19 protein-coding genes are annotated in these 19,940 nt (G+C 44.5%); all 19 read right to left on the minus strand.

The window, feature by feature from the left end; all coding sequences use genetic code 11:
* Window positions 1–7 precede the first annotated feature (7 nt).
* The 19 genes from MH215_RS11035 to MH215_RS11125 all read right to left on the minus strand — a co-directional run bounded on the left by MH215_RS11035 (window position 8) and on the right by MH215_RS11125 (window position 19,638).
* The gene (locus MH215_RS11035; protein WP_239290207.1) at window positions 8–2,131 is read right to left on the minus strand and encodes a hypothetical protein; all 2,124 of its coding nucleotides are present in this window, start codon (window positions 2,129–2,131) and stop codon (window positions 8–10) included.
* Window positions 2,132–2,152: 21 nt separating this feature from the next.
* Window positions 2,153–3,079: an LCP family glycopolymer transferase gene (locus MH215_RS11040; protein ID WP_239290208.1), complete on the minus strand. Its 927-nt coding sequence runs from the start codon at window positions 3,077–3,079 to the stop codon at window positions 2,153–2,155.
* Window positions 3,080–3,093: 14 nt separating this feature from the next.
* On the minus strand, window positions 3,094–4,425 hold the full coding sequence (locus tag MH215_RS11045) for a UDP-glucose dehydrogenase family protein (RefSeq protein ID WP_239290209.1): 1,332 nt from the start codon (window positions 4,423–4,425) through the stop codon (window positions 3,094–3,096).
* A 151-nt stretch (window positions 4,426–4,576) separates the two neighbouring features.
* Window positions 4,577–5,995 (minus strand): sugar phosphate nucleotidyltransferase, encoded by a 1,419-nt coding sequence (locus tag MH215_RS11050; protein ID WP_239290210.1) that lies wholly within the window; start codon window positions 5,993–5,995, stop codon window positions 4,577–4,579.
* On the minus strand, window positions 5,992–7,020 hold the full coding sequence (locus tag MH215_RS11055) for a polysaccharide pyruvyl transferase family protein (protein ID WP_239290211.1): 1,029 nt from the start codon (window positions 7,018–7,020) through the stop codon (window positions 5,992–5,994). The genes MH215_RS11050 and MH215_RS11055 overlap by 4 nt, the downstream gene beginning before the upstream one ends.
* Complete coding sequence (locus MH215_RS11060) at window positions 7,010–8,380, minus strand: lipopolysaccharide biosynthesis protein (protein ID WP_239290212.1); 1,371 nt, start codon at window positions 8,378–8,380, stop codon at window positions 7,010–7,012. Before MH215_RS11060 ends, MH215_RS11055 begins: the two co-directional genes overlap by 11 nt.
* Before the next feature lie 10 nt (window positions 8,381–8,390).
* Window positions 8,391–9,290, minus strand: a complete 900-nt coding sequence (locus tag MH215_RS11065) for a glycosyltransferase (RefSeq protein WP_056694295.1) — start codon at window positions 9,288–9,290, stop codon at window positions 8,391–8,393.
* A 26-nt stretch (window positions 9,291–9,316) separates the two neighbouring features.
* Window positions 9,317–10,339, minus strand: a complete 1,023-nt coding sequence (locus tag MH215_RS11070) for a glycosyltransferase (protein ID WP_056694294.1) — start codon at window positions 10,337–10,339, stop codon at window positions 9,317–9,319.
* 15 nt (window positions 10,340–10,354) lie between these two features.
* Window positions 10,355–11,287, minus strand: coding sequence for a glycosyltransferase family 2 protein (locus MH215_RS11075; RefSeq protein ID WP_239290213.1), 933 nt, complete (start codon window positions 11,285–11,287; stop codon window positions 10,355–10,357).
* Window positions 11,288–11,547: 260 nt separating this feature from the next.
* Window positions 11,548–12,615: a glycosyltransferase family 4 protein gene (locus MH215_RS11080; protein ID WP_239290214.1), complete on the minus strand. Its 1,068-nt coding sequence runs from the start codon at window positions 12,613–12,615 to the stop codon at window positions 11,548–11,550.
* A gap of 70 nt (window positions 12,616–12,685) precedes the next feature.
* Entirely contained in the window at window positions 12,686–13,165 is a 480-nt protein-coding gene (gene pssE, locus MH215_RS11085) for a PssE/Cps14G family polysaccharide biosynthesis glycosyltransferase (RefSeq protein WP_056694286.1), read from the minus strand.
* Complete coding sequence (gene pssD / locus MH215_RS11090) at window positions 13,162–13,620, minus strand: PssD/Cps14F family polysaccharide biosynthesis glycosyltransferase (RefSeq protein WP_056694282.1); 459 nt, start codon at window positions 13,618–13,620, stop codon at window positions 13,162–13,164. The genes pssE and pssD overlap by 4 nt, the downstream gene beginning before the upstream one ends.
* Entirely contained in the window at window positions 13,617–14,963 is a 1,347-nt protein-coding gene (locus MH215_RS11095; RefSeq protein WP_239290216.1) for an O-antigen ligase family protein, read from the minus strand. The genes pssD and MH215_RS11095 overlap by 4 nt, the downstream gene beginning before the upstream one ends.
* A gap of 69 nt (window positions 14,964–15,032) precedes the next feature.
* A complete protein-coding gene (locus MH215_RS11100) occupies window positions 15,033–15,734 on the minus strand; it encodes a sugar transferase (RefSeq protein ID WP_239290218.1) in 702 nt (233 codons plus the stop codon).
* On the minus strand, window positions 15,731–16,636 hold the full coding sequence (gene galU / locus MH215_RS11105) for a UTP--glucose-1-phosphate uridylyltransferase GalU (RefSeq protein ID WP_239290220.1): 906 nt from the start codon (window positions 16,634–16,636) through the stop codon (window positions 15,731–15,733). The genes MH215_RS11100 and galU overlap by 4 nt, the downstream gene beginning before the upstream one ends.
* 177 nt (window positions 16,637–16,813) lie before the next feature.
* A complete protein-coding gene (locus MH215_RS11110; protein ID WP_056694276.1) occupies window positions 16,814–17,494 on the minus strand; it encodes a CpsD/CapB family tyrosine-protein kinase in 681 nt (226 codons plus the stop codon).
* The gene (locus MH215_RS11115; RefSeq protein WP_056694275.1) at window positions 17,475–18,224 is read right to left on the minus strand and encodes a YveK family protein; all 750 of its coding nucleotides are present in this window, start codon (window positions 18,222–18,224) and stop codon (window positions 17,475–17,477) included. Before MH215_RS11115 ends, MH215_RS11110 begins: the two co-directional genes overlap by 20 nt.
* Before the next feature lie 75 nt (window positions 18,225–18,299).
* A complete protein-coding gene (locus MH215_RS11120; RefSeq protein WP_239290222.1) occupies window positions 18,300–19,058 on the minus strand; it encodes a tyrosine-protein phosphatase in 759 nt (252 codons plus the stop codon).
* A gap of 145 nt (window positions 19,059–19,203) precedes the next feature.
* Window positions 19,204–19,638, minus strand: coding sequence for a hypothetical protein (locus tag MH215_RS11125; RefSeq protein ID WP_239290223.1), 435 nt, complete (start codon window positions 19,636–19,638; stop codon window positions 19,204–19,206).
* Window positions 19,639–19,940: the final 302 nt, after the last annotated feature.

Raw genomic sequence — 19,940 nt, forward strand, 5'->3', positions numbered from 1 at the left:
CTACAGATCACTGGGCGATAGAGCCTGTAAATAAACCTCGACCGTTCGTACCTACATAGACCTTCCCATACGTCTGGCGATCCGCTTCCAGCACTTGGGGTTCATTTCCAAGACCGATACCGGTAGCTGGTGAGATGTTCTGCCAGGTCAGTCCCATATTATCGGAACGGTAAAACCCTTTTACATTATTGACGGTTCCATAGATAAACACTGAAGGATTAAGCGTACCTGGTTTTCCTTTGCCAAAAGCAAATAATTCAGACGACTGCACATTAGGCAATTTGGTAAATGTAGTGCCAGAGCTGCTAGAAGCATACAATCCTGCATCCCCCAGGCTAACCCACACTACATTTCCCAATCCTGGTGCAGCCTCCACCGTGATTTTCCCTCCGCTAGGTAATCGGCTAGAGTTGGCTTTGTACCAATTCGCTCCACCATTGGTCGTGCGGTACAGATGACCTGCGGAATACATATAAAACTTATTTCCGTTGATTCGATCCCCAGCGAGCCTCTCATTATACGTGAATATCGAATCGGCATCATTTTCATTGGATGGAAGCCCGGTCACACTCTGCCAGCTTGCTCCCTTATTTGTGCTCCTTACGGCTTTGCCGGTTTGCGGCAAGTAAATGATCAAATTGGGATTTGTAGCTGAGTATGCGATACGCCCCAATGTGGAGCCCTCAGGCACATTCACAGAGGTAGCCGTCTGACCATTATCAGATGAAATATACAGCCTGGTGATCGTTCCATACCAATCGTTACTGCCCAAGAAAATCATCTGATTCGGGTCAGCTTCGTGATAGTCGATACTGACCACTTCTTTCATACCTTCAAGCTGCAGCTTCCTGGTCGGTGTACTATAGACATCCGAATGGGCAAATCCAGTCTGGTCTGCGACACCACTAAAGAAAGCAGTTCCTTTTGGTGGTGCTGAACCAGCTAGTGCCACAAGCTCCTCATGCCCATCTGTAATGGCATCCCATTGCGTATTCTGTGCCGTAATATCATCTGTCTTGTATACACCTGACCAATCGGAAACGTATACTCTTCCGGAATGATGAGGATCAAATACAACACTTGCTGTTGCAGAAAAGAACATATTTGGTGTCCACCATGACGGTCTGTCGTTCAACGTTTTGTTCACATTAACCCAGGTCTGCCCACCATTCGTGGAGCGATACAATGGTAAGTTACTGCCACCTGTTCGAACAGCAGCCAAGATGTGATTTTCGTTCGAAGGGTCTATACTGATCCCATAATAGGATGAATAGGCTGAACTCGGCGTAATATTGGTCCACTGTCTGCCGTTATATTTAAAGACACCTTTGTTATCGGTAGTGGCATACAAAATCCCACTTTTGGAAACTGTCATCCGCGCTACGCTATCTGGACTGTTTCGGATGAGCTCCCAGGCGACCACCCCATTACTTCGTTTCATTTTGGAGAAAATCCCTACACCTCTGACTCCTGCATATACGACTTGCTCATGCTTAGCTACTGGATTAACCCCATAGACAACGCTGCGAATCCCCTGTCCCGCAATGCCATAAGGCACTTCTCGTACGTGACTCCAGGTGCTTCCTCCGTTATTGGATACATATAAACCGTTGTATCTCGTACCGACATGCAGAAAGCTTGAGCTTGTTGGATTAACTGCAATGTTCTCACCCATGGCTCTATGAATATTACCATTAGAGACATTACGCAGATTCAATCCGGTTCGTGTCCATGTAGCACCACGATCGGTCGATTTCAGTACATCACTAGGACTGCCATTCGCATACTTCCCAGCAGCAACATAGACGATATCCGGATTCTGATGATCCAGCGCAATTCCATCCATACCGTACAGATTGCTTTCATTTGATTCAATATGATCCAGTAATGGAATCCATCTGTTATTCGCCGGATCTAGTCGATAGACGCCCCCGATGTCTGTACGAGCATAGATTAAGTCAGGCTCTGTAGGGTGAATAACTATCCCTGTGACGTAACCTCCACCGCCAACGGGGATCGAACTCCATTGATAACTCTCAGCAGACTGAACTACACTTGTCGTTGTTGGAATCATCAGTGTGTACATTAGCACTATGATCAGTAATAATTTAGGCAGCCTGAACCTACGCATGTGGTTCACCCCCATTTCCATTTACCCGGAGTGTTCTTTGATCAACTGATGTATACGATCTTTTTCAGACTGTTCCACCATGTAATAATAAACTCCGTCAATTTTTTTGCCAGTGCCTTTAATTTCAACCGATTCGACATGCTCCAGAACGTTACGATACTTGGTGAGCATGGATTTCATCTCATCAAATGAAACATCTGTTTTGACATGCTCGCTCACTTCTCCAAGCAGAGATTCCAATTGAAACACCGTGGAGACTTGCACCGTGCTTTTCAATACCTGTTTAATAATTTCCCGTTGCCGGTCATTACGTCCCAGATCACCCTTCGGGTCCTCGTAACGCATGCGCGAGAAACCCAATGCACTCGCACCATCTAAGTGAATCGTACCCTTGTCGAATTGATAGCCCTCATATTCAAAAGCAAATGGATTTTCCACATCTACACCACCAACTAAATCAATAACTCGCGCAAATCCTTCCATATCTACCTTCAAATAATAGTGCATTGGTACACCGAGGAATTGCTCAACAGTTTGCACAGACATATTTACGCCGCCAAAGGCATAGGCATGGTTGATTTTGTCCTCTGTTCCACGCCCCACGATACTGGTGCGAGTATCGCGAGGAATATTGAACATGAGTACGGACTTTTGAGCTGGATTCACACTGAGCACAATCATGGTGTCAGAGCGTCCACGATCATTGGCGCGTGTATCCACACCTAGGATAAGGGCATTGAATGGTTCTTCATTCTCCAGATCAATGGGAAATCCGACGCCTCCCCTGTTATCTACGATAGATACCTCTTTGACCGGTTCCCGGGGTTCATAGATGTCGTTTGCAGCCGATTTAACGTTAAGATACAGATAGACTGCATAACCGAGCACAATCGCTATCATGAGAAACAGAATGGCTAACGAAATTTGAATTCCCCGTTTGAGCTTCATGTTCATGCCTCCGGTCACAGAACTGCGGTTTTTCTACCATCGATATTGGTTAAACCAGGACGTCCAACGGAGTAATATTGAAATGGTGTATCCTTGATCTGATCTTCTTCATAGATATTTCTTCCATCGATGAGAATTGGTTGATCCATATGTGCAGCTAGTTCAGCCAGATCAACCTCCATGAATTCCTTCCATTCGGTCAGGACACAGAGTGCATGAGCATCACGAGCAGCTTCCATCGCACTTGAAGCCCATGAGATTGCTGGTGAATCGACCTCCTTCCGGAAATTCTCTGTAGCAATAGGGTCATAAGCTTTAACCGTCGCTCCCTGATCTAGCAGGCGCTGAATAATCTCAATCGCTGGCGCATCCCGTACATCATCCGTATCCGGTTTGAAGGCGAGGCCCCACACCGCAATTTGTTTGCCATCCAGTACATCCAATGCCTCTTCTAGTTTACGAATGACGTTGAAACGCTGATCCTTATTCACTTCGACTACTGATTTCAACAATTTAAAGTCATAATCGACATTGCCTGCAATTTGAATCAGCGCTTGTGTATCTTTAGGGAAGCATGAGCCACCATAGCCAATACCTGCTTTTAGGAAGGAGGAGCCAATACGCTTGTCATACCCCATACCTTCAGCAACTCGACTGACGTCTGCCCCCACCTTCTCACAGATATTTGAAATTTCATTAATAAAGGATATTTTGGTTGCCAAAAAGGCATTGGATGCATACTTAATCATCTCTGCGGAACGAATATCCGTAGTAATGATCTGATCCGTCAAAGGCTGATGAAGCTCCTTAAGCGTCGCAACAGCACGCTCACTAGCTGTCCCAATGACAATTCGATCAGGGTATAACGTGTCCTTTACAGCAGTTCCTTCACGCAAAAACTCAGGAACCGAAGCCATATCAAAAGCATGTTGGGTCAAACTGCTAATCCATTCGTGAATCCGGTCGTTTGTTCCGACAGGAACCGTGCTTTTAGTCATAATTATTTTGTAACTATCAATATGAGAACCAATTTGTTTGGCAACGAGTTCAACGTAACTTAAGTTGGCTTCACCATTCGGCAAGGAAGGTGTACCTACAGCGATGATAATGATGTCTGAACGGTTGATCGCCTCACCGATATCTTCAGTAAATGATAATCTGCCTGCTTTCATATTGGCATTCATTAGTTCTTTCAGCCCTGGCTCATAAATAGGCACATTTCCTTCTCTGAGCAGCGCAACTTTGTCCGGATTATTATCTACGCAGATAACGTTGTTTCCAATCTCAGAGAAGCACACTCCCGAAACTAAACCTACATACCCCGTACCAATCACTGTAATATTCATCGCCATTCCCCCATCTTCCTAAGTAGTTGTTAGGTGAAACAATTTCATAACTCATTAATAATGGATTTATGAAACTAGATGTAGACAAATTGAACCGTTTTGATCTATATCTAGCCTTGATTGAAGCAGTTTTACGTATTATGAAATTGATTCAGGCATGCTTAACATACGTTTTCACGATATCCTGCCACTGTGTAGCAACCCGAACAATGTCTTCTTCAATCAATTGGCTGCCGATCTGAACCTCAATAATCTCAAGCTCCGAGAAGGCTTTGACGGAATGCAGCATGCCTCGATCAATAATGACCGTATCCCCCTGACGGATCATTCGACTCACACCGTCCAGAATAAGTTCACCCGTTCCAGATACCACTGTCCACACTTCATTGCGCAGTCGATGATATTGATAACTCAGATTTCGTTCGGGGCTGATGCAGATGCGTTTGGTTAATACCTCGTCACCGCCCTCATTCCTTGTATAATCAAGCACGCGATAACAGCCCCATCTACGTTCCTCATACATGGGGCGCTGATCTTCATGCTTCACAATTTCCTTAATTCGCGGACTTGCATCCTTATCACTGACTAGAATGCCGTCAGGGCTAACCGCTACCACAATGTCGGAGAGACCGAGGATGGCCACCGGAATATTCAATTCGTTGATGAGATGGGTATTGGTTGAATCCGCTGTGATCCATCCCTTGCCCACAATTGGAGCATTCATCTCCTCCGTGAGTGTGTTCCACGTTCCAAGGTCTTTCCAGTAACCATCATAGGGAACAGCAATAATGTGGCTTGCCTGCTCGACAACCTGATAATCGAAGCTAATCTTGTGTAGTCGTCCATACTGTTTCAGCATCTCGTCGTATTGAATAGGCAGCTCCATATCAATGAGCAGATTGATCAGATAACCTAACTTGAACGCAAAAACCCCGCAATTCCATAAGGCAGCCTGTTCAATCATGGCGGCTGCATCGGATTCGCAGGGTTTCTCTTGAAACTTCGCTACGTTAACGTAACGATCTTGCTTATCATCGTAGAACTTACTATTGCGGTTGGACTCCTTATTCTCAGAGGACGTATTCTCAGGAATAATATACCCATATTTCTCTGAAGGGTAGGTAGGTACCACACCCATCAGCGCAAGATCCGCACCTGACTTATCGAGCAGATCTGGCAAGGTTGCCAGCACATCGAAGAACTCTTTTTCCACAAAAGGATCAACGGGTAGCACGGCAATTGTCTCATGTAAACTCACACTTTCCACGGAATACAGATACGAAGCGGCAAGTGCGATCGCTGGGAACGTATCTCTACGCTCTGGCTCAACAATCAGCTTCACGTCATCGCCAAGCTGTGCAGTCAGAATCTCAACTTGAGGTAAACTTGTAGCTACAAGCGCCTCAGACGCAAGTCCAGATTGACCGAGCTGCCGCCAAACCCGCTGTACCATGGATTCCGGTCTGCTCTCAGGATTACGTAGAACTTTCAGAAATTGCTTGGATCTGGAATCATTAGACAATGGCCAGAGTCGTTTGCCTGATCCACCAGATAATAGAATGCTTCTCATAACGCTGTACCATCGGACAACGCAACGGAGCCATTGGCTTTGGTTTTATCCAACGATTTGCTATACGTTTCCGTCTGACTCGACTCCAATATGCCTTTGGGATTGTTGCGCGTCCATGCCCAATAGTAGTTGGAGTTTTTGCCATACGAATTATCTAACAGTACGTTCGGTTGATCGAGCAAACATGCCAGAATGTGCCCATGCAACCTAGAGGTCGTCACATTTTTGTATTTTGAGAAGTTCCTGATAGCCTTATGTACCATATAGTCGGAGTACTTCGACCAGAACCATTGAACAGGCAAGAAGGTGTTACGAGCTTTCAGACTGGATGTCACCATGCGAATGATTTTGCGATCCACCCGGTTGTATAGCGTATTCCAATCTAGAAATGCTCCATCCCCTTTAGCGGCTGATTCATATTTGAGCTGTTCTTTGTTCTTCTCAATATCTTCCCTGAAAAAAAACAGTCGATCCAGAACCGCCTTACCTTTCGGCTGAATCGGCCAGAGTTGATGTGCCATATCCGGGCAGAGATATACACTCGTCTGATTAAATTCCTTCAGGGCTAGCTCATATGTGGTCTGATCTCTAACATAGAAATGTAGATCTTTATGAAAATTAAGCACTTTTGCTGTCTTTTTCAGCTCAATGTCGCTTTTGAAAAAAATCGTCTGAGGCAATATCACAATGCGATTCTTTGGATGGCCTGCAATAATCTTCTCTCGCATCTTCTGATGAACGGGATATAAGTCACCAAAATTCCCTCCACCTTGCATTACAATGATGGCATCTTTGGGAATATTGAGCGGAAAAGGAACATCCCATACACTATACCTTTGGAGAACACGAATATCGTTATCTTTGAAGAAGGCCTCCGTGCCTTTCATAATGAGCAAATCCCCACCATTATTGTACACAGGATAGTCGATATAAAATATTTCAGATTGTGGTGGGATGACATCTAGAATCTGCCTTAAATGTCTCTTCAACTCTTCCATCGGGTGAATGTTGGGATTAGCCAGCATCTCCATCTCCTCCTTGGGTAACTCTTCTTTTTTTGTTCAACCGTTCATATAAGAAAACCAAATCCTTTTTGTCAAAAAACATACTGCTGAACTTCACTTTAAATGCAAACTTCATCGCTGCAACGGTAACGAGCATCCGCACGATAGAACCAATAAGGAGAGCAAACGCAATGCCATTGAGCCCCCATAAAGGTGTGAATACAAAAAATAGACCGATCGTGACGGACAACGCAACTAGCTGTCTAATCATCACCAGTCCCGGTCTTCCCAAAGCATTGAATGCAGAAGCGAGAATCCACGAACCACCGCCAATAATGCATTCAAACGCCAAAATATAAAATGCCTGACTCGCCTCCAAAAACTCCTTCCCAAACAAAACACCCATCAGCCAATTGCCAATAAACATCGTTGGCAGAACGACAATGGTCATGATGATTAAGGAAAGTCGGAACGCTCGCCCAACCGTACGAATCACCTGATCCTGCGGTAATCCAGTGACCTTGGGGAACACAACGCTGCTTATCGCATTTTGCACTGCATTATAGATGCGAGACAACGCAAAAACGACCGAATAGAGTCCAAAATCTCTCGGCGTAAGTAGAGCCAGTATAATAATCTTGTCAAACTGTGTGTACAGCGTGCCAAGTAGTTCTACCCCAAACACTCGACCCCCGTAACCAAATAGGTTCTTGGCTGCCTTCCGATCGATCGCTTGGCGAAACCACTTAAACTTCAAACTGCCTCTGAGCGTATACACTGCCCATGCAACGACAACCACGGAGCTTGCCAAGGATACAAAAGACGCGATGCCAATGCTCATCGCACCAAGTAACCACAACGAAACCATGACAACCACTTTCAGCACAGGGTTATATAAACGAATACCGTTATACACCTGGAATCTGTCACGGCTCTGCGATAGTGCAGATAGCAGATTAATGAGAATAAGCACGGGAATACTGGTCACGGTAAACCAGCGGGCAATCGTAATGACGTCTGCGGGATAATCTGCCATCCATGTAGGCATGAAGATCCAGGCAATCGTTCCGAGAATGAAGCTAATCGGAATCTGAACCATGAAGCTCAGCCGCAAATACTCAGCACTCTTCTCCGCAGCTTCACGTTTCAGATTATAGATAATCGAGGTTGGTAGTCCCCAGCTGACCAGACCAATGAGAAATGTCGGCCAGAATAGGATCGCTGAGAAGGCGCCTTTACCTTCAACGCCAAACATACGTGAAGTGATGATGGATGTAATGGTGGTGAAGACCATAATAATGACGTTAGTTCCACTGGTATGCACAATGGTCTGTAACAAACCATTGCCTTTTAAGAGTTTAGGGAGAGCGAGTTGTGACATGAACTATTCCTCATTCCTTACTGTTATATCTGAGTATGCCGATAATCAGACCATTCCGGTAACAGATCTGGGCGAGTTGCCGGGTAAAACGCTTTGGGCTATAGATGCACAGCAGCGCTCGAACCACACCTTGACCCAAGCGAATCGCGTGTTTCAGTGTCCGAACAGCTCCCTTGTCTTTTTTACGAACTGCATCACTAACCCCTTGCCAGAACACACGCCGCAAAAACCAGTTCTTGGTCGTGCGTTCTTTGGATACCTTGTGTTGCACTGATCCGAAGGGTGTATAAAACACTTTGTGGTGTACTCTGATTCTAGCGATTAACTCACTCTCTTCATTAGATAACAGGTTCTTCCCTACTCTGCCTAGGTCTTCGCGAAAAGGGGCAATGTCTCGAAACACCTGTGTACGAAAGGCGACATTGGCGCCAAACGGAATCGATGGACTCGGCATCTCCACCACATGATCCGCATAATCCAGAATCGTGTATAGGGATAGATTCTCACTGGGTATCCAATCTGGCTTCCGGCTCTCCCAGAGAGGCTCGATCTTGCCGCCCACCACTCCGATAGCTTGATCACTGTCAAATACACCGACAATGTGCTGAATCCATAATGGAGATGCAATCGCATCATCATCTAAGAAAAGAATATACTGTCCGCGCGCCTCACGAATCGCTCGATTCCTTGCTGCTGACAAGCCAGGTGTCTTCTCCAGTACATACTTGACGCACTCTCCACCTTCGCTAGCCCGAATCTCCTGTACAAGCTTAGCGGTATCATCGGTTGAATTGTTATCAATAACGATAATTTCATACTCAAATTCAGCATGCTGCTGAATGGCACTATGAACGGATTCACTTAGATCATAGGCTCTATTGTAGGTGCAAATGGCTACAGTGGCTTTCATTCGATCGTCCCCGCATCCTCATTGATTTAGATGGCGTAAAGCGAAATCGTGCGCTTCGCAATTCCCGACCATTCTAGCTTTTCAAGCATCGATTGAAACCCTTTGCCTTCCCTGAACTCGTCGTCCTTTGCCCGGATCTGCTTCATCGCCTCTTCCAGCCCGCTCTGATCCGCAGGATCATACAAGACAGCGCAGTTCTCGGGCAGATACTCTTCCATAAGCCCAATTCGTGGAGCCACGACAGGCTTGCCATAAGACAGTGCCAGTATGGCACTGCCTGATGTCGCAATATTTTTGTACGGCAGAATCATTGAATCAATGGCTTCAAAATAATCCGAATACTCCCCATCCTGAATAAAGTTGAAGTACGTATGAATCCGATCCGATTGGCCTATCGATGCCTCTAGGTCATAATCAGCTGCTTTCTTACCGGCAATCAACAGATGAGCATCCGGCCAGTCTAGATGATTGAACGCCTTAATTAGATCATCCACCCCTTTATAGGGTGATACCTGACCAAAAAAGGCAAAGACATAGTCATTCGCCGGGATGTTGAACAACTCTCTAATGTTCTGCCCTGTCCGTCCATACACTCCTTGGTAATGTCCGTGGGGAATCACTTCGATGAGGCTCTCTTTCACATGAAACGTCTCGCACACACTACGAATGAGCGGTTTGCCCATGACAATGAGTTTGGTACAATTCCGCACCAGAAACGTCCTCATCCAGTAGTCATGCCAAGTTCTACCGCTGTTATGCGGCCATATATTATGCACCGTCCAGAACAACTTCGCACCCTTTAGTCGCACGTAAACAATCATGAGAATGAACAATATGGACTTGATGAATGTCGAGAACGCATTGTTTCCTTTGTAATAAAAGCTCGGCCAGTGAAAATGTAATACGTCATTTTTGCGTACATTTCTTAGATCTTTTTTGGAAAAGTGCTTCACATCCCATCCCTCATCCTCGATGGACTGTGACAATAGTTCATTGAATTTGTTCGTCTTGATCATTTTGGGCAACATGTAGACGATTGGTTCTCGCATGATAACACCTCTGTTTTAGGCTGTTCCTTTATACTCTTTGTTCAACGTCTCGCTACGAAGCTGTTTGCGCAAGCGAAAACCAAGCCAGATGGTTCTCACATTACGCTTGAGCAGCGTGAAGTTTCGCCACCACGGATATAGCGTCAATGTTTTTTTGAGAAAAAGGGTATTGCGGTTAGGATTTTTCGACCATTCCATCATGCGATAATGATGAAGCTGGCGCTTCTTCTGTTCTTGGTTCATATCCTTGTAATACTTAATTAGCACCCTCCGTTGCCCTTGGAACTTTTTCTTGGCAGAGGTAGAGATGCGTGGCCCCGGATGAATATATATGTGCACCAGCGGCTCCATCACATTGATCGCATGATGCCCTCGTTGCAGAATACGTAGATAGAAATCATAATCCTGTGCAGAGGTTAATTGTTCGTCAAACATAACTGTGCGTGCCAACTGCGTTTGCACCATGATTTTGGACGTTTCGCCAATCCAGTTGTACGTCAGTAAGTCCTCGTAGAACACCAGCTCACGGGATTCGATGGATACCTTTCTCCGCGTGACGTTGTTATCCCGATCTACATAGACAAGCACTTTGCTGCAAAAGCAAAAAAGCCCTTTGCTGTGCTCCAGCGTCTGGGTCTGAGCCTGAATCTTATCAGGCAGCCACTGGTCATCATCATCTAAGAATGCAATATACTTGCCATTGGCACGTTGTATTCCTAAATTCCGGGCATGATTGGCACCTTGGGCATACGGAACTTGAATGTAATGAATTCGCTGATCCTGCTTAGCCCAAGCTCTACATACCTCTTCGGTATGATCCTTAGAACCATCATCAACAATAATAATTTCCAGATGGGGATAGGTCTGCGCCATCACACTTGCCATGGCTTTCTTCAATAACTCAGCGCGATTATGCGTTGTTATAATACAGCTCACTAATGCTTTCATAGAACCACCTTTCCCTCGAAACTATACAGATTAACTATAAATATTTACACTGAACATTCCGATGACAGAACACCCTCCGATCGCTGTTATCCCCAGATTTTTTGATTTCCTTTTCCAGTGGGGAAAATCCGGGGATAAAGGCGAGCGCTTCGCTTCTTCATGTTATTTCTGTCCTCTCCGTTCTTGTGTAATTGTCTAGTTCAATCTATACAGGGCGTATCTTATATCCCAAAAGGAGCTGGATTTTTGTATACATACCCCTAGGACACGTTCACGTGCAGCTTGTCATAGATGGACGATAAATTATGCATAAGATCAGTCATATTGAACTTGGAGGTAACCAATTGTTTGTTATTTAAGCCCATTTGCAACCTCAGCTCTTTATCCAGAATGATCCTTTCCAGAGCTTGAGCCAGAGACTCAACATCTCCCGGTTCCACTAAGAAACCGTTCAACTCATCCGTAATTACTTCCGGTATTCCACCGACTCGGGTAGAGACAATCGGCAGTCCACTATTCATTCCTTCCAGCACCGCCATAGGAAGCCCCTCATGATAGGAAGGCAGAACCAATAGATCCGCTTGTTGTAATAAACGTTCCTTCTCTTCGCCCCTGATCCATCCAGGCACTTCTACACAATCGGAGATGTCATAACGCTCCACAAGCGCCCTAACCTCATTCACTTCTCCATCGCCCGCAAGCGTAAAGACCGCTTCCACACCTCGTTGCTTCAATTGCTGTATCGCTAATAAAAGATCATATACACCTTTTCTCTTACCCAGCCGGCCCATGAACAAGCAACGCGGAACTGGACGCTCCTCCCTAATCGGGGGCTCTTTAATGAACACGCCGTTGTAGAGCACCTCGATTTTGGATTCAGGCACAATCTTGGAGAAAAATTCCTGCCATGTATAGGACAGCACGATTAGCTTATCCACCTGATTCAGAACATACTTGCATAACTTCTGTTGCAGTGGATGTCGATTGTAGAACACATCAAAACTAGAGGCATGAATGTGAACAATCACCGGTACCCTGAACAGCTTGCGGCCTACAAGAATGAATAACGCTTTACGGTAGAAGCTTCCGTTATACGACATATGAATATGGATCATGTCTGGTTTGAACGTAACGAGCTTCCCAAGGAATTGAAGGAACCCCTTCATGAAGATGAGCAACCGTGCCAGAACACTGCCCGTAATATAGGTTTCAATCCGTTGTAAATTGTATTGCTCGGCGATATGCGAATTCTCAATATTCACAATGACACTCACAATCCCGCCCATGTCCTTCGTCGAAGAACCGATGACCAGCACCTTAGGTTTCATTCTTCCACTCCTTTTGAATCATCAAGAGCATTCGTAATCAAAAGCAGATTTTTTGAACATCCTCTAAATCTTATAGGGAATTGATGTAGCCTTTGATGGATGATAGCAACTGGGAGTTACTCTTCACATAAGGCTTGAAGTCGAGCTGATCCAGATTGGATATTAATGCGGACAGTTCATCCTCGTTTTGAGCAACCGAAATGTATCCTTTGTCTTGAAATACCTTGGCGATCTCAAGTTGATGATTATCCACATGCTCCCCTTGATCCTTGCGCCTAGGCATGACGATGACCTTTTTGTTCATCTGTAGTGCACTAGTGATCACCCCCACACCTGCATGGGACAGAACAAATTCACTTTTGGCAATATGATCATTCATCTCTTCCTGATTAAAAAATGGCTTATGCTGATAATGGCGAGGCTTATATTCGCTGTAACCTGATTGTACAAGCACGTCTGAAGGTAGCTTCCCTTCTTGAATCAGATTGTCGACAGCTTGCAAAAGCCGGTTGAATTGGAATCGCTGTGTACCAAGCACGACAAAGATCAAAATAATGCCCCCCTATACTTTGCCTTCGGATAAGCCTCTTGCAACGTTTCCCATTGAATATAGAATTCATCAGCAAATTTATAAATCAATCTGCCCGTTAGCGTTGGCGAATATATTTTGGCATAACTCTCTACATAGACTAGCTTTGCTCCCATCAATTTCCCTAGCAAGCACAGCGGATATACCGCCCCAGCTCCAGTCGTGATCAGAACCTTAGGTCGTTCCTTCAACAGAATGAACAGCGAAGTGATGATGTTCCGCAAAACGATAAATATAAACAGCATATTTTTGCGTTCCTGTTGCGATAAGAAATAGGTTCGCTGGGAAAGATTCAGCTTGCTGCTCGCTTCGCTTTTCTCCGTCACCAAAAAGTAATCATGATCCTCGACAGCAGGAACTAGATTCAACAATTGATTCAGATGACCTCCTGTTGAACTTACCAAACAGACTTTCATTGCAAGATCTCCTTTCGAGGGGCTAACTTCGGTAATTCTTCAGGTTCAGGATGTTGCTTGCTGCTCGTCAGGTATAACGAATTCAGGTATACACAGAAGGGAGCAATTAAATGCATCGTGGATAGCGTATTGTCAAAGAAGGAATACACCAAGAAACCCAGGATCATTCCCAAAAAGTAAGGTTTCACCAGGGAATTCAAGCGACGATACACTTTCAGATACACGAAGAACAAAGCACCAAAAAACAACAGTGCTCCGACAAATCCACCATCATAGTAGAATCGAATGTACTCATTATGCGGCACAACAAAGCCCGAGAAGATACTTCCATCATTCGCAACTAGAGCTGAGCCAAGGCCTTGCCCAAAGACAGGGTGTTCATTCGCCCTATTCGTAAAGAAAGCCCAAGCGGAATCCCTGCCAGATAGCCCCTTGCTCTCCTGCCTTAACTGATAATTGTCCCACTGGGCAAAGACCATCACAATCACGGCCGCCATAAATAGAACAACTGGAATTAATGCCCCTGCTCTTCCCTTCGCAAACTTCCGTACATGGTCGAATAAATACATGCACACAATGGGAATCAGTGCGATTAGAGGGCCACGGGTTCCCGTCTGGATTAATATAATAAAATGAGTTAGCGTCAGAGCATAATTCAAAATAATGTGGTGTTTATTTCGAATTTCGATAAGACATACACAGATGGAGATAAAACATAACATCCCCAGATGTGCTGCTATATTGGCTCCTTGCAAACGATTCACACCCGAAATTTCAAAGCTTACGATCGACAGCATCCCCATTTGCTGCAGGATGAAACCAGCGACCAAGCTAAACACCGGGAGCCATGCAAGAACCCGTATGATCCTCATATTAATTTCCTTGGAGAAGTTAACCATCAGTAACAGAAATGGCACAACTAATCCCAAAAAGGATTTAAAGGGATCAATCGGGCTCATCTTGTCAGGCATATTGGATAAAAAGTAACTTTGCACAAAGAGATAACCAACTGCTAGAGCAGGATAGATCATTTCCTTCCTGAAGCCGTATCTTAAAAAGATAGGAAGGATAAAAAACAAAATAAGCAACTTATAGAACGAGGAAGAATCAAATCCCATCACTTGCATTCTCAAAATTTTGTCCACAGATAACGAAAACGTTCCAATGACCACAAAATAGACCCAGCTGGGATGCTTCAGATACACCCCTAGCAAGATCAACGCCATCAATGCCATTACCGCAACAATAGGTACGTAAATAGCTAGGCTAATAATGAACAACGAGGCAAAAACAAGATATAACGCACCTAGTTTAGAAGAAGCAAAAAATGCTGCTTTTTGCATGATAGCTATGCCACCTCAGAGCCAGAATCGTATTTCAACCTTGCATCAACTACGCCAAACACACTTCGCTTAAAATGCATCCTTGGAACCGATCAACACTCTGAATGTTCTCAGAATGATCTTGATGTCCATGAAAATATTGCGCTCACGGGCATAGGTCAGATCCAGCTCAACCATTTCATTAAAACCAACACTGTTTCGGCCACTCACTTGCCATAGTCCAGTGCAGCCTGGAATCATTTTGAGACGTTGTCGGTCGTAGGAAGTGTAATTCTCCACTTCTCTTGGAAGTGAAGGTCTGGGACCAACCAGACTCATCTCCCCTTTGAGCACATTCCATAGTTGTGGAAGCTCATCCAGACTGGTTTTGCGAATGAACTTGCCGATGCGCGTAATTCTAGGATCATTTTTCATTTTGAACATATTGCCGCCCACTTCATTTTGATCGATAAGATTCTCCAGCAAATCTTCAGCATTCACGACCATAGATCTGAATTTGTACATATGAAATTCCTTACCATTCAGACCTACCCGAACTTGGCGAAAAAAAATAGACCCCTTAGGGGCCTCGATTTTGATAAGAAGAGCTATTACTGCAAACAACGGACATAATAGGATCAAACCTATGAAAGAGCCGAGAAAGTCGAGCATTCTTTTCATAAGCAAATACACTTTATCTGCTTCAAGTCCATGGGCGGTCGTCGTTGCACTGTATCCTAGACCTTTGTCTATAACAATCTCCGCTTCTTTTGTTTGGGGAGATGGACTCATTCAAACTCCCTCCCAGCGATTACTTGCTCAACAGACTGTTTCTCCAGAATCAGCTGTAAAGCATGTAACATCGGTAATTTCAGTTCCGGATTTTGGAGCGCGAAGTCAATAGTTGTCAATATGAATCCCAACTTCTCGCCCACGTCATACCTAACTCCTTCGAAATCGTAAGCATACACTCCTTGTTTCTCATTTAGTCGTTGGATCGCATCAGTTAATTGAATTTCTCCCCCTTGCCCAATCTCTTGTTCTTCCAAAAAGTCAAAAATCTCTGGATTCAGGACATATCTTCCCATGATCGCTAGATTGGATGGTGCCGTCCCTTGTGCTGGCTTCTCAACGAATTGAAGTACCTCAGTCAGACGTCCGTCCGATCGCAATGGATCAACAATACCGTAACGTTCGGTTTGTTCAGGTTGAACCGTTTGAACACCCACCACGGATTGCTGAACCTGGTCATATTGATCAATGAGCTGTTTGGTGCATGGAACATCCGAGACAACAATATCATCTCCCAGTAACACCGCAAAAGGTTCGTCACCGATAAAATTCCTTGCACACCACACTGCATGACCAAGCCCCTTGGCCTCTTTTTGCCTTATGTAATGAATATCCACATTGGATGATTTGCGTACCTCCTCAAGCAGGCCTAATTTCCCCTTTTCGAGCAGGTTGTGTTCCAATTCGAATGCATTGTCAAAATGATCCTCAATCGCCCGTTTTCCCTTACCTGTAACGATAATGATGTCTTCAATACCAGAGGCAATGGCTTCCTCAACGATATACTGTATAGTTGGTTTGTCCACAATAGGGAGCATTTCTTTAGGCATAGCTTTCGTGGCAGGCAGGAAACGTGTTCCCAGACCAGCTGCGGGAATGATCGCTTTTCTCACTTTTTTCATAAATACCACCCTATCCTCTTTTTTTAAAGTTTATTGAATCGTTAAAAAAGGGGCATCGAACCCAACCTCACGTCATACCTCTGACGATTAACGTCTAAGGTTCACCGAACCCACAGCATGACCGAGTGCCTACAGTGATAAAGGTGCAGTAGACATTACCTGTTCAATCAAAGCGTATTACTTCTCTCCGTAATAGCTGACCGAGTTCGATGTCGTTTTGATATTGTTCAGAATGGCACCTAGAATTCGTGCATTCACATGCTCAAGATGAGCCTTCGTTTTCTTCACCAGCTCTTTCTTGACCTTGCCTGAGTTCACGACCAGCAACACACCGTCGCAGAAGGAGCTTACAATCAGCGCGTCCGTTACAGCGAGCACCGGCGGCGTATCGAACATGATGACATCGTATTTCGACTGTAAATCATTCATTAGGTTCTTCATCCGATTAGAACCGATCATCTCAGACGGGTTAGGCGGGATGGGACCGGATGTGAAGAGTTGGAGATTCTCGATGTAGCTCTCTCGCAGAACCTCATCCACGTCATATTGATTCGACAAGACACTGCTGAGTCCGATATGGTTAGGTACCGAAAACACTTGATGAAGAGATGGGTTCCGCAGATCGGCATCAATGAGCAGAACTTTTTTGCCTTCTTGCGCATAAGTCACGGCTAAATTGCTAATGGTGGTGGTTTTCCCTTCACCAGCTTGAGCTGAGGCAACCATGATCGTTTTGATATGACTATCAATAGAAGAGAACTGAATATTGGTACGTAATTTGCGGTAGCCTTCTGAGATATGAGACTTGGAATTGAAATAGGTCACCAGATTATTATTTTCATTGGTTAACCGTGACATATTTTCCATCCCCCACTTTCTGCTGAGATACAATGTTTTTACTGCCCTTCACATCGTCTTTTTTCATTTTGGAAATAACCGTTAATACCGGAATGCCCAATTCCTTTTCAATTTCGGACTCTAATTTGAACGTATCGTCCAGATAATCCATGAGGAAGACAAGTGCAATCGCAAGAACCAAGCCTGCAAACAAGCTAACGATGATGGTGAGTGTGGTTTTCATATTAATTGGCGCTGCATTGCCATTTATATTGGCTTCACTGAGAATAGCTACGTTATCGATTTTCATAATTAGGGGAATTTGCGATTGAAAAACTTTGGAGATTGCATTCACCGTTTTTGCGGCGTTTTCGTAGGTAGTCCCTTGTACTGTGATATTCATGACTTGGGATTCGCTTGCGGTTGTAACGGAGGTTCTGCTGATCAGTTCAGCGGTAGTTACTTTTAAGTCAGGATACGTTGTTGCCACTTTCTCCATAATTGCCGATGATTTAATGATCTCCTTATAGGAGTTAATGAGCTTAATGTTGCTCTGAATCATACTGAAATCCATCATAGCTCGACCTTCAACATTGGATGTTTGGTTCACGATGAGCTTGGAACTTGCTTCATAGATTGGTTGTGTGAAGAAAATACTCTTAACTCCAGCACCTACCCCAGCAATCAGTGCAATGGCAACAATCAACCACCATTTTTTTTGCAAAATGCGGAAATATCCCTTCAGTTCCACCTTCACATTCCTCCTATACGTTAGTGTCATATATGTAAGCCTGTTGCATAATTCTGGGCTTAACCCCACTCCGAGCTACCAGAGGAGCATGCGGAGCTTGCGGGGATTATACCGAGTAATAATCGGTTCAGAGTTATATAGAATGAGGGCAGCATTTTCCGCTATCCGCCTGACGGCATCCATTCCAAAGTATTGCTCAATCATTTTGTTTCCTTCATTAACAGCAAACGTTCTTTGACGTGTATCATGAGCATCTGATGAAATGAAATGAAACCCGTTTTCTTTGCAAAAATGAAAACACCATTTCTGAACTTTTCGACCGAAAAGTCCTGTGAAGGATTGAGCCGTGAGTTGGCACAGCACGCCTTGCCTCAAATAATCTGCAAGCAGCTTCGGCTTTTTCAGCAAGATTAGATTACGTTCCGGATGAGCAATAATAGGTGTGATACCGGCTACCCGAAGTTCATGAAGGATACCGGGAAACTGCGAGGGAATGGAGCCAAAAGGCAATTCCAGCAACATGTAGCGACTCCCGGCGAGTGTGCAGCATCTACCTGCATAGAGATCTCCAATCAGTGTGTCATGCACTCTGATCTCCTGTCCGGGATGGATATCCAATCGAATGTTGCGTTTGCGAAGCTCTGCATGGAGCAGATCTACTGCCTGATTGACTACGATCGGTTCGTTGTTGTAGCGCCCGTTCAGGTGATGCGGAGTTGCAATGATGGAGGTTATGCCAGCAGCAGCCGCTTTCTCCGCCATTGCGATAGACTGTTCCATATGGACAGGGCCATCATCAAGACCAGATAATATGTGGCAGTGCATTTCAACCATATCCAAACTTCCTGAAATAGTATGATCCCCCTTGCCCCTTTATTCATTGCGCAATTGCTTTTGGTGTTAAAGAACTAATGCATAACGCTATGAAATATAGTAAAATGGCGTTAAGTACATGCATCTTTTCGAATATATTTCCTTTTTATATGGTAAAATTAATGTAATGATAGGTTTTCTGCACCGTTGGTTGGGTCGATAACTTCTCATACAGAACACGAGATACCGCCGGAAATTGAACATCACGAAACATAGTGTTTAACTGTCCAGTTATATATAGTTTCTGTTCTTGCTGAATATGCAACTTGGAATGATACAATGTGAGTCCTCCAAAAGGATGTTTCCATTCGGGTACAGCTTGGAGTCGTAAACACACATGGTAATCTTCCACATCTAAACCTATCAACATCTCGGATGATACTGGTAAGACCAAATCACTCAGGAAGCTGATCGCCCTTGTATCCATTCCAAGGAGTAGAACGGGACGACGTTTGCGGTTGAAGGCTTTACCCTTAAACTCCTGGATATACATATGGACATTTAACTCTAGATCAGCCCATTCCTGAATCAATGAGTTCATGGCTTCATTCCTTTTAGAATGGATTTAGCAACACATTCGTTGCCTGACCTCCCTTCTCACAGGTATACAGATCTGGCAACGAGGAGATACTTAAAATATTCCAAATGATACATTTTGTAACTCCATACGTCCAATTTACGATACAAATTGTATCATGTCAAGCAGTATTTGGACATGGTTCTTTTGATTTACGACAATATGAGATGTCCTTAGACAGACCTACATTGCAATATTTTCACTGTCTTTTTACATGACAATGGTTGTATTAATCTGGTGCGGTCGTATCATTTTTGCAGGAAAGC

The organism is Paenibacillus sp. ACRSA (assembly GCF_022346845.1).
In the GTDB taxonomy this organism is placed as follows: domain Bacteria; phylum Bacillota; class Bacilli; order Paenibacillales; family Paenibacillaceae; genus Paenibacillus.

What these genes read in the sequence shown, in the direction of transcription:
- MH215_RS11035 (WP_239290207.1), bottom strand. Translation starts at nt 2,131, where the DNA reads ATGCGTAGGTTCAGGCTGCCTAAATTATTACTGATCATAGTGCTAATG.
- MH215_RS11040 (WP_239290208.1), bottom strand. Translation starts at nt 3,079, where the DNA reads ATGAAGCTCAAACGGGGAATTCAAATTTCGTTAGCCATTCTGTTTCTC.
- MH215_RS11045 (WP_239290209.1), bottom strand. Translation starts at nt 4,425, where the DNA reads ATGAATATTACAGTGATTGGTACGGGGTATGTAGGTTTAGTTTCGGGA.
- MH215_RS11050 (WP_239290210.1), bottom strand. Translation starts at nt 5,995, where the DNA reads ATGAGAAGCATTCTATTATCTGGTGGATCAGGCAAACGACTCTGGCCA.
- MH215_RS11055 (WP_239290211.1), bottom strand. Translation starts at nt 7,020, where the DNA reads ATGCTGGCTAATCCCAACATTCACCCGATGGAAGAGTTGAAGAGACAT.
- MH215_RS11060 (WP_239290212.1), bottom strand. Translation starts at nt 8,380, where the DNA reads ATGTCACAACTCGCTCTCCCTAAACTCTTAAAAGGCAATGGTTTGTTA.
- MH215_RS11065 (WP_056694295.1), bottom strand. Translation starts at nt 9,290, where the DNA reads ATGAAAGCCACTGTAGCCATTTGCACCTACAATAGAGCCTATGATCTA.
- MH215_RS11070 (WP_056694294.1), bottom strand. Translation starts at nt 10,339, where the DNA reads ATGCGAGAACCAATCGTCTACATGTTGCCCAAAATGATCAAGACGAAC.
- MH215_RS11075 (WP_239290213.1), bottom strand. Translation starts at nt 11,287, where the DNA reads ATGAAAGCATTAGTGAGCTGTATTATAACAACGCATAATCGCGCTGAG.
- MH215_RS11080 (WP_239290214.1), bottom strand. Translation starts at nt 12,615, where the DNA reads ATGAAACCTAAGGTGCTGGTCATCGGTTCTTCGACGAAGGACATGGGC.
- pssD (WP_056694282.1), bottom strand. Translation starts at nt 13,620, where the DNA reads ATGAAAGTCTGTTTGGTAAGTTCAACAGGAGGTCATCTGAATCAATTG.
- MH215_RS11095 (WP_239290216.1), bottom strand. Translation starts at nt 14,963, where the DNA reads ATGCAAAAAGCAGCATTTTTTGCTTCTTCTAAACTAGGTGCGTTATAT.
- MH215_RS11100 (WP_239290218.1), bottom strand. Translation starts at nt 15,734, where the DNA reads ATGAGTCCATCTCCCCAAACAAAAGAAGCGGAGATTGTTATAGACAAA.
- galU (WP_239290220.1), bottom strand. Translation starts at nt 16,636, where the DNA reads ATGAAAAAAGTGAGAAAAGCGATCATTCCCGCAGCTGGTCTGGGAACA.
- MH215_RS11110 (WP_056694276.1), bottom strand. Translation starts at nt 17,494, where the DNA reads ATGTCACGGTTAACCAATGAAAATAATAATCTGGTGACCTATTTCAAT.
- MH215_RS11120 (WP_239290222.1), bottom strand. Translation starts at nt 19,058, where the DNA reads ATGGTTGAAATGCACTGCCACATATTATCTGGTCTTGATGATGGCCCT.
- MH215_RS11125 (WP_239290223.1), bottom strand. Translation starts at nt 19,638, where the DNA reads ATGAACTCATTGATTCAGGAATGGGCTGATCTAGAGTTAAATGTCCAT.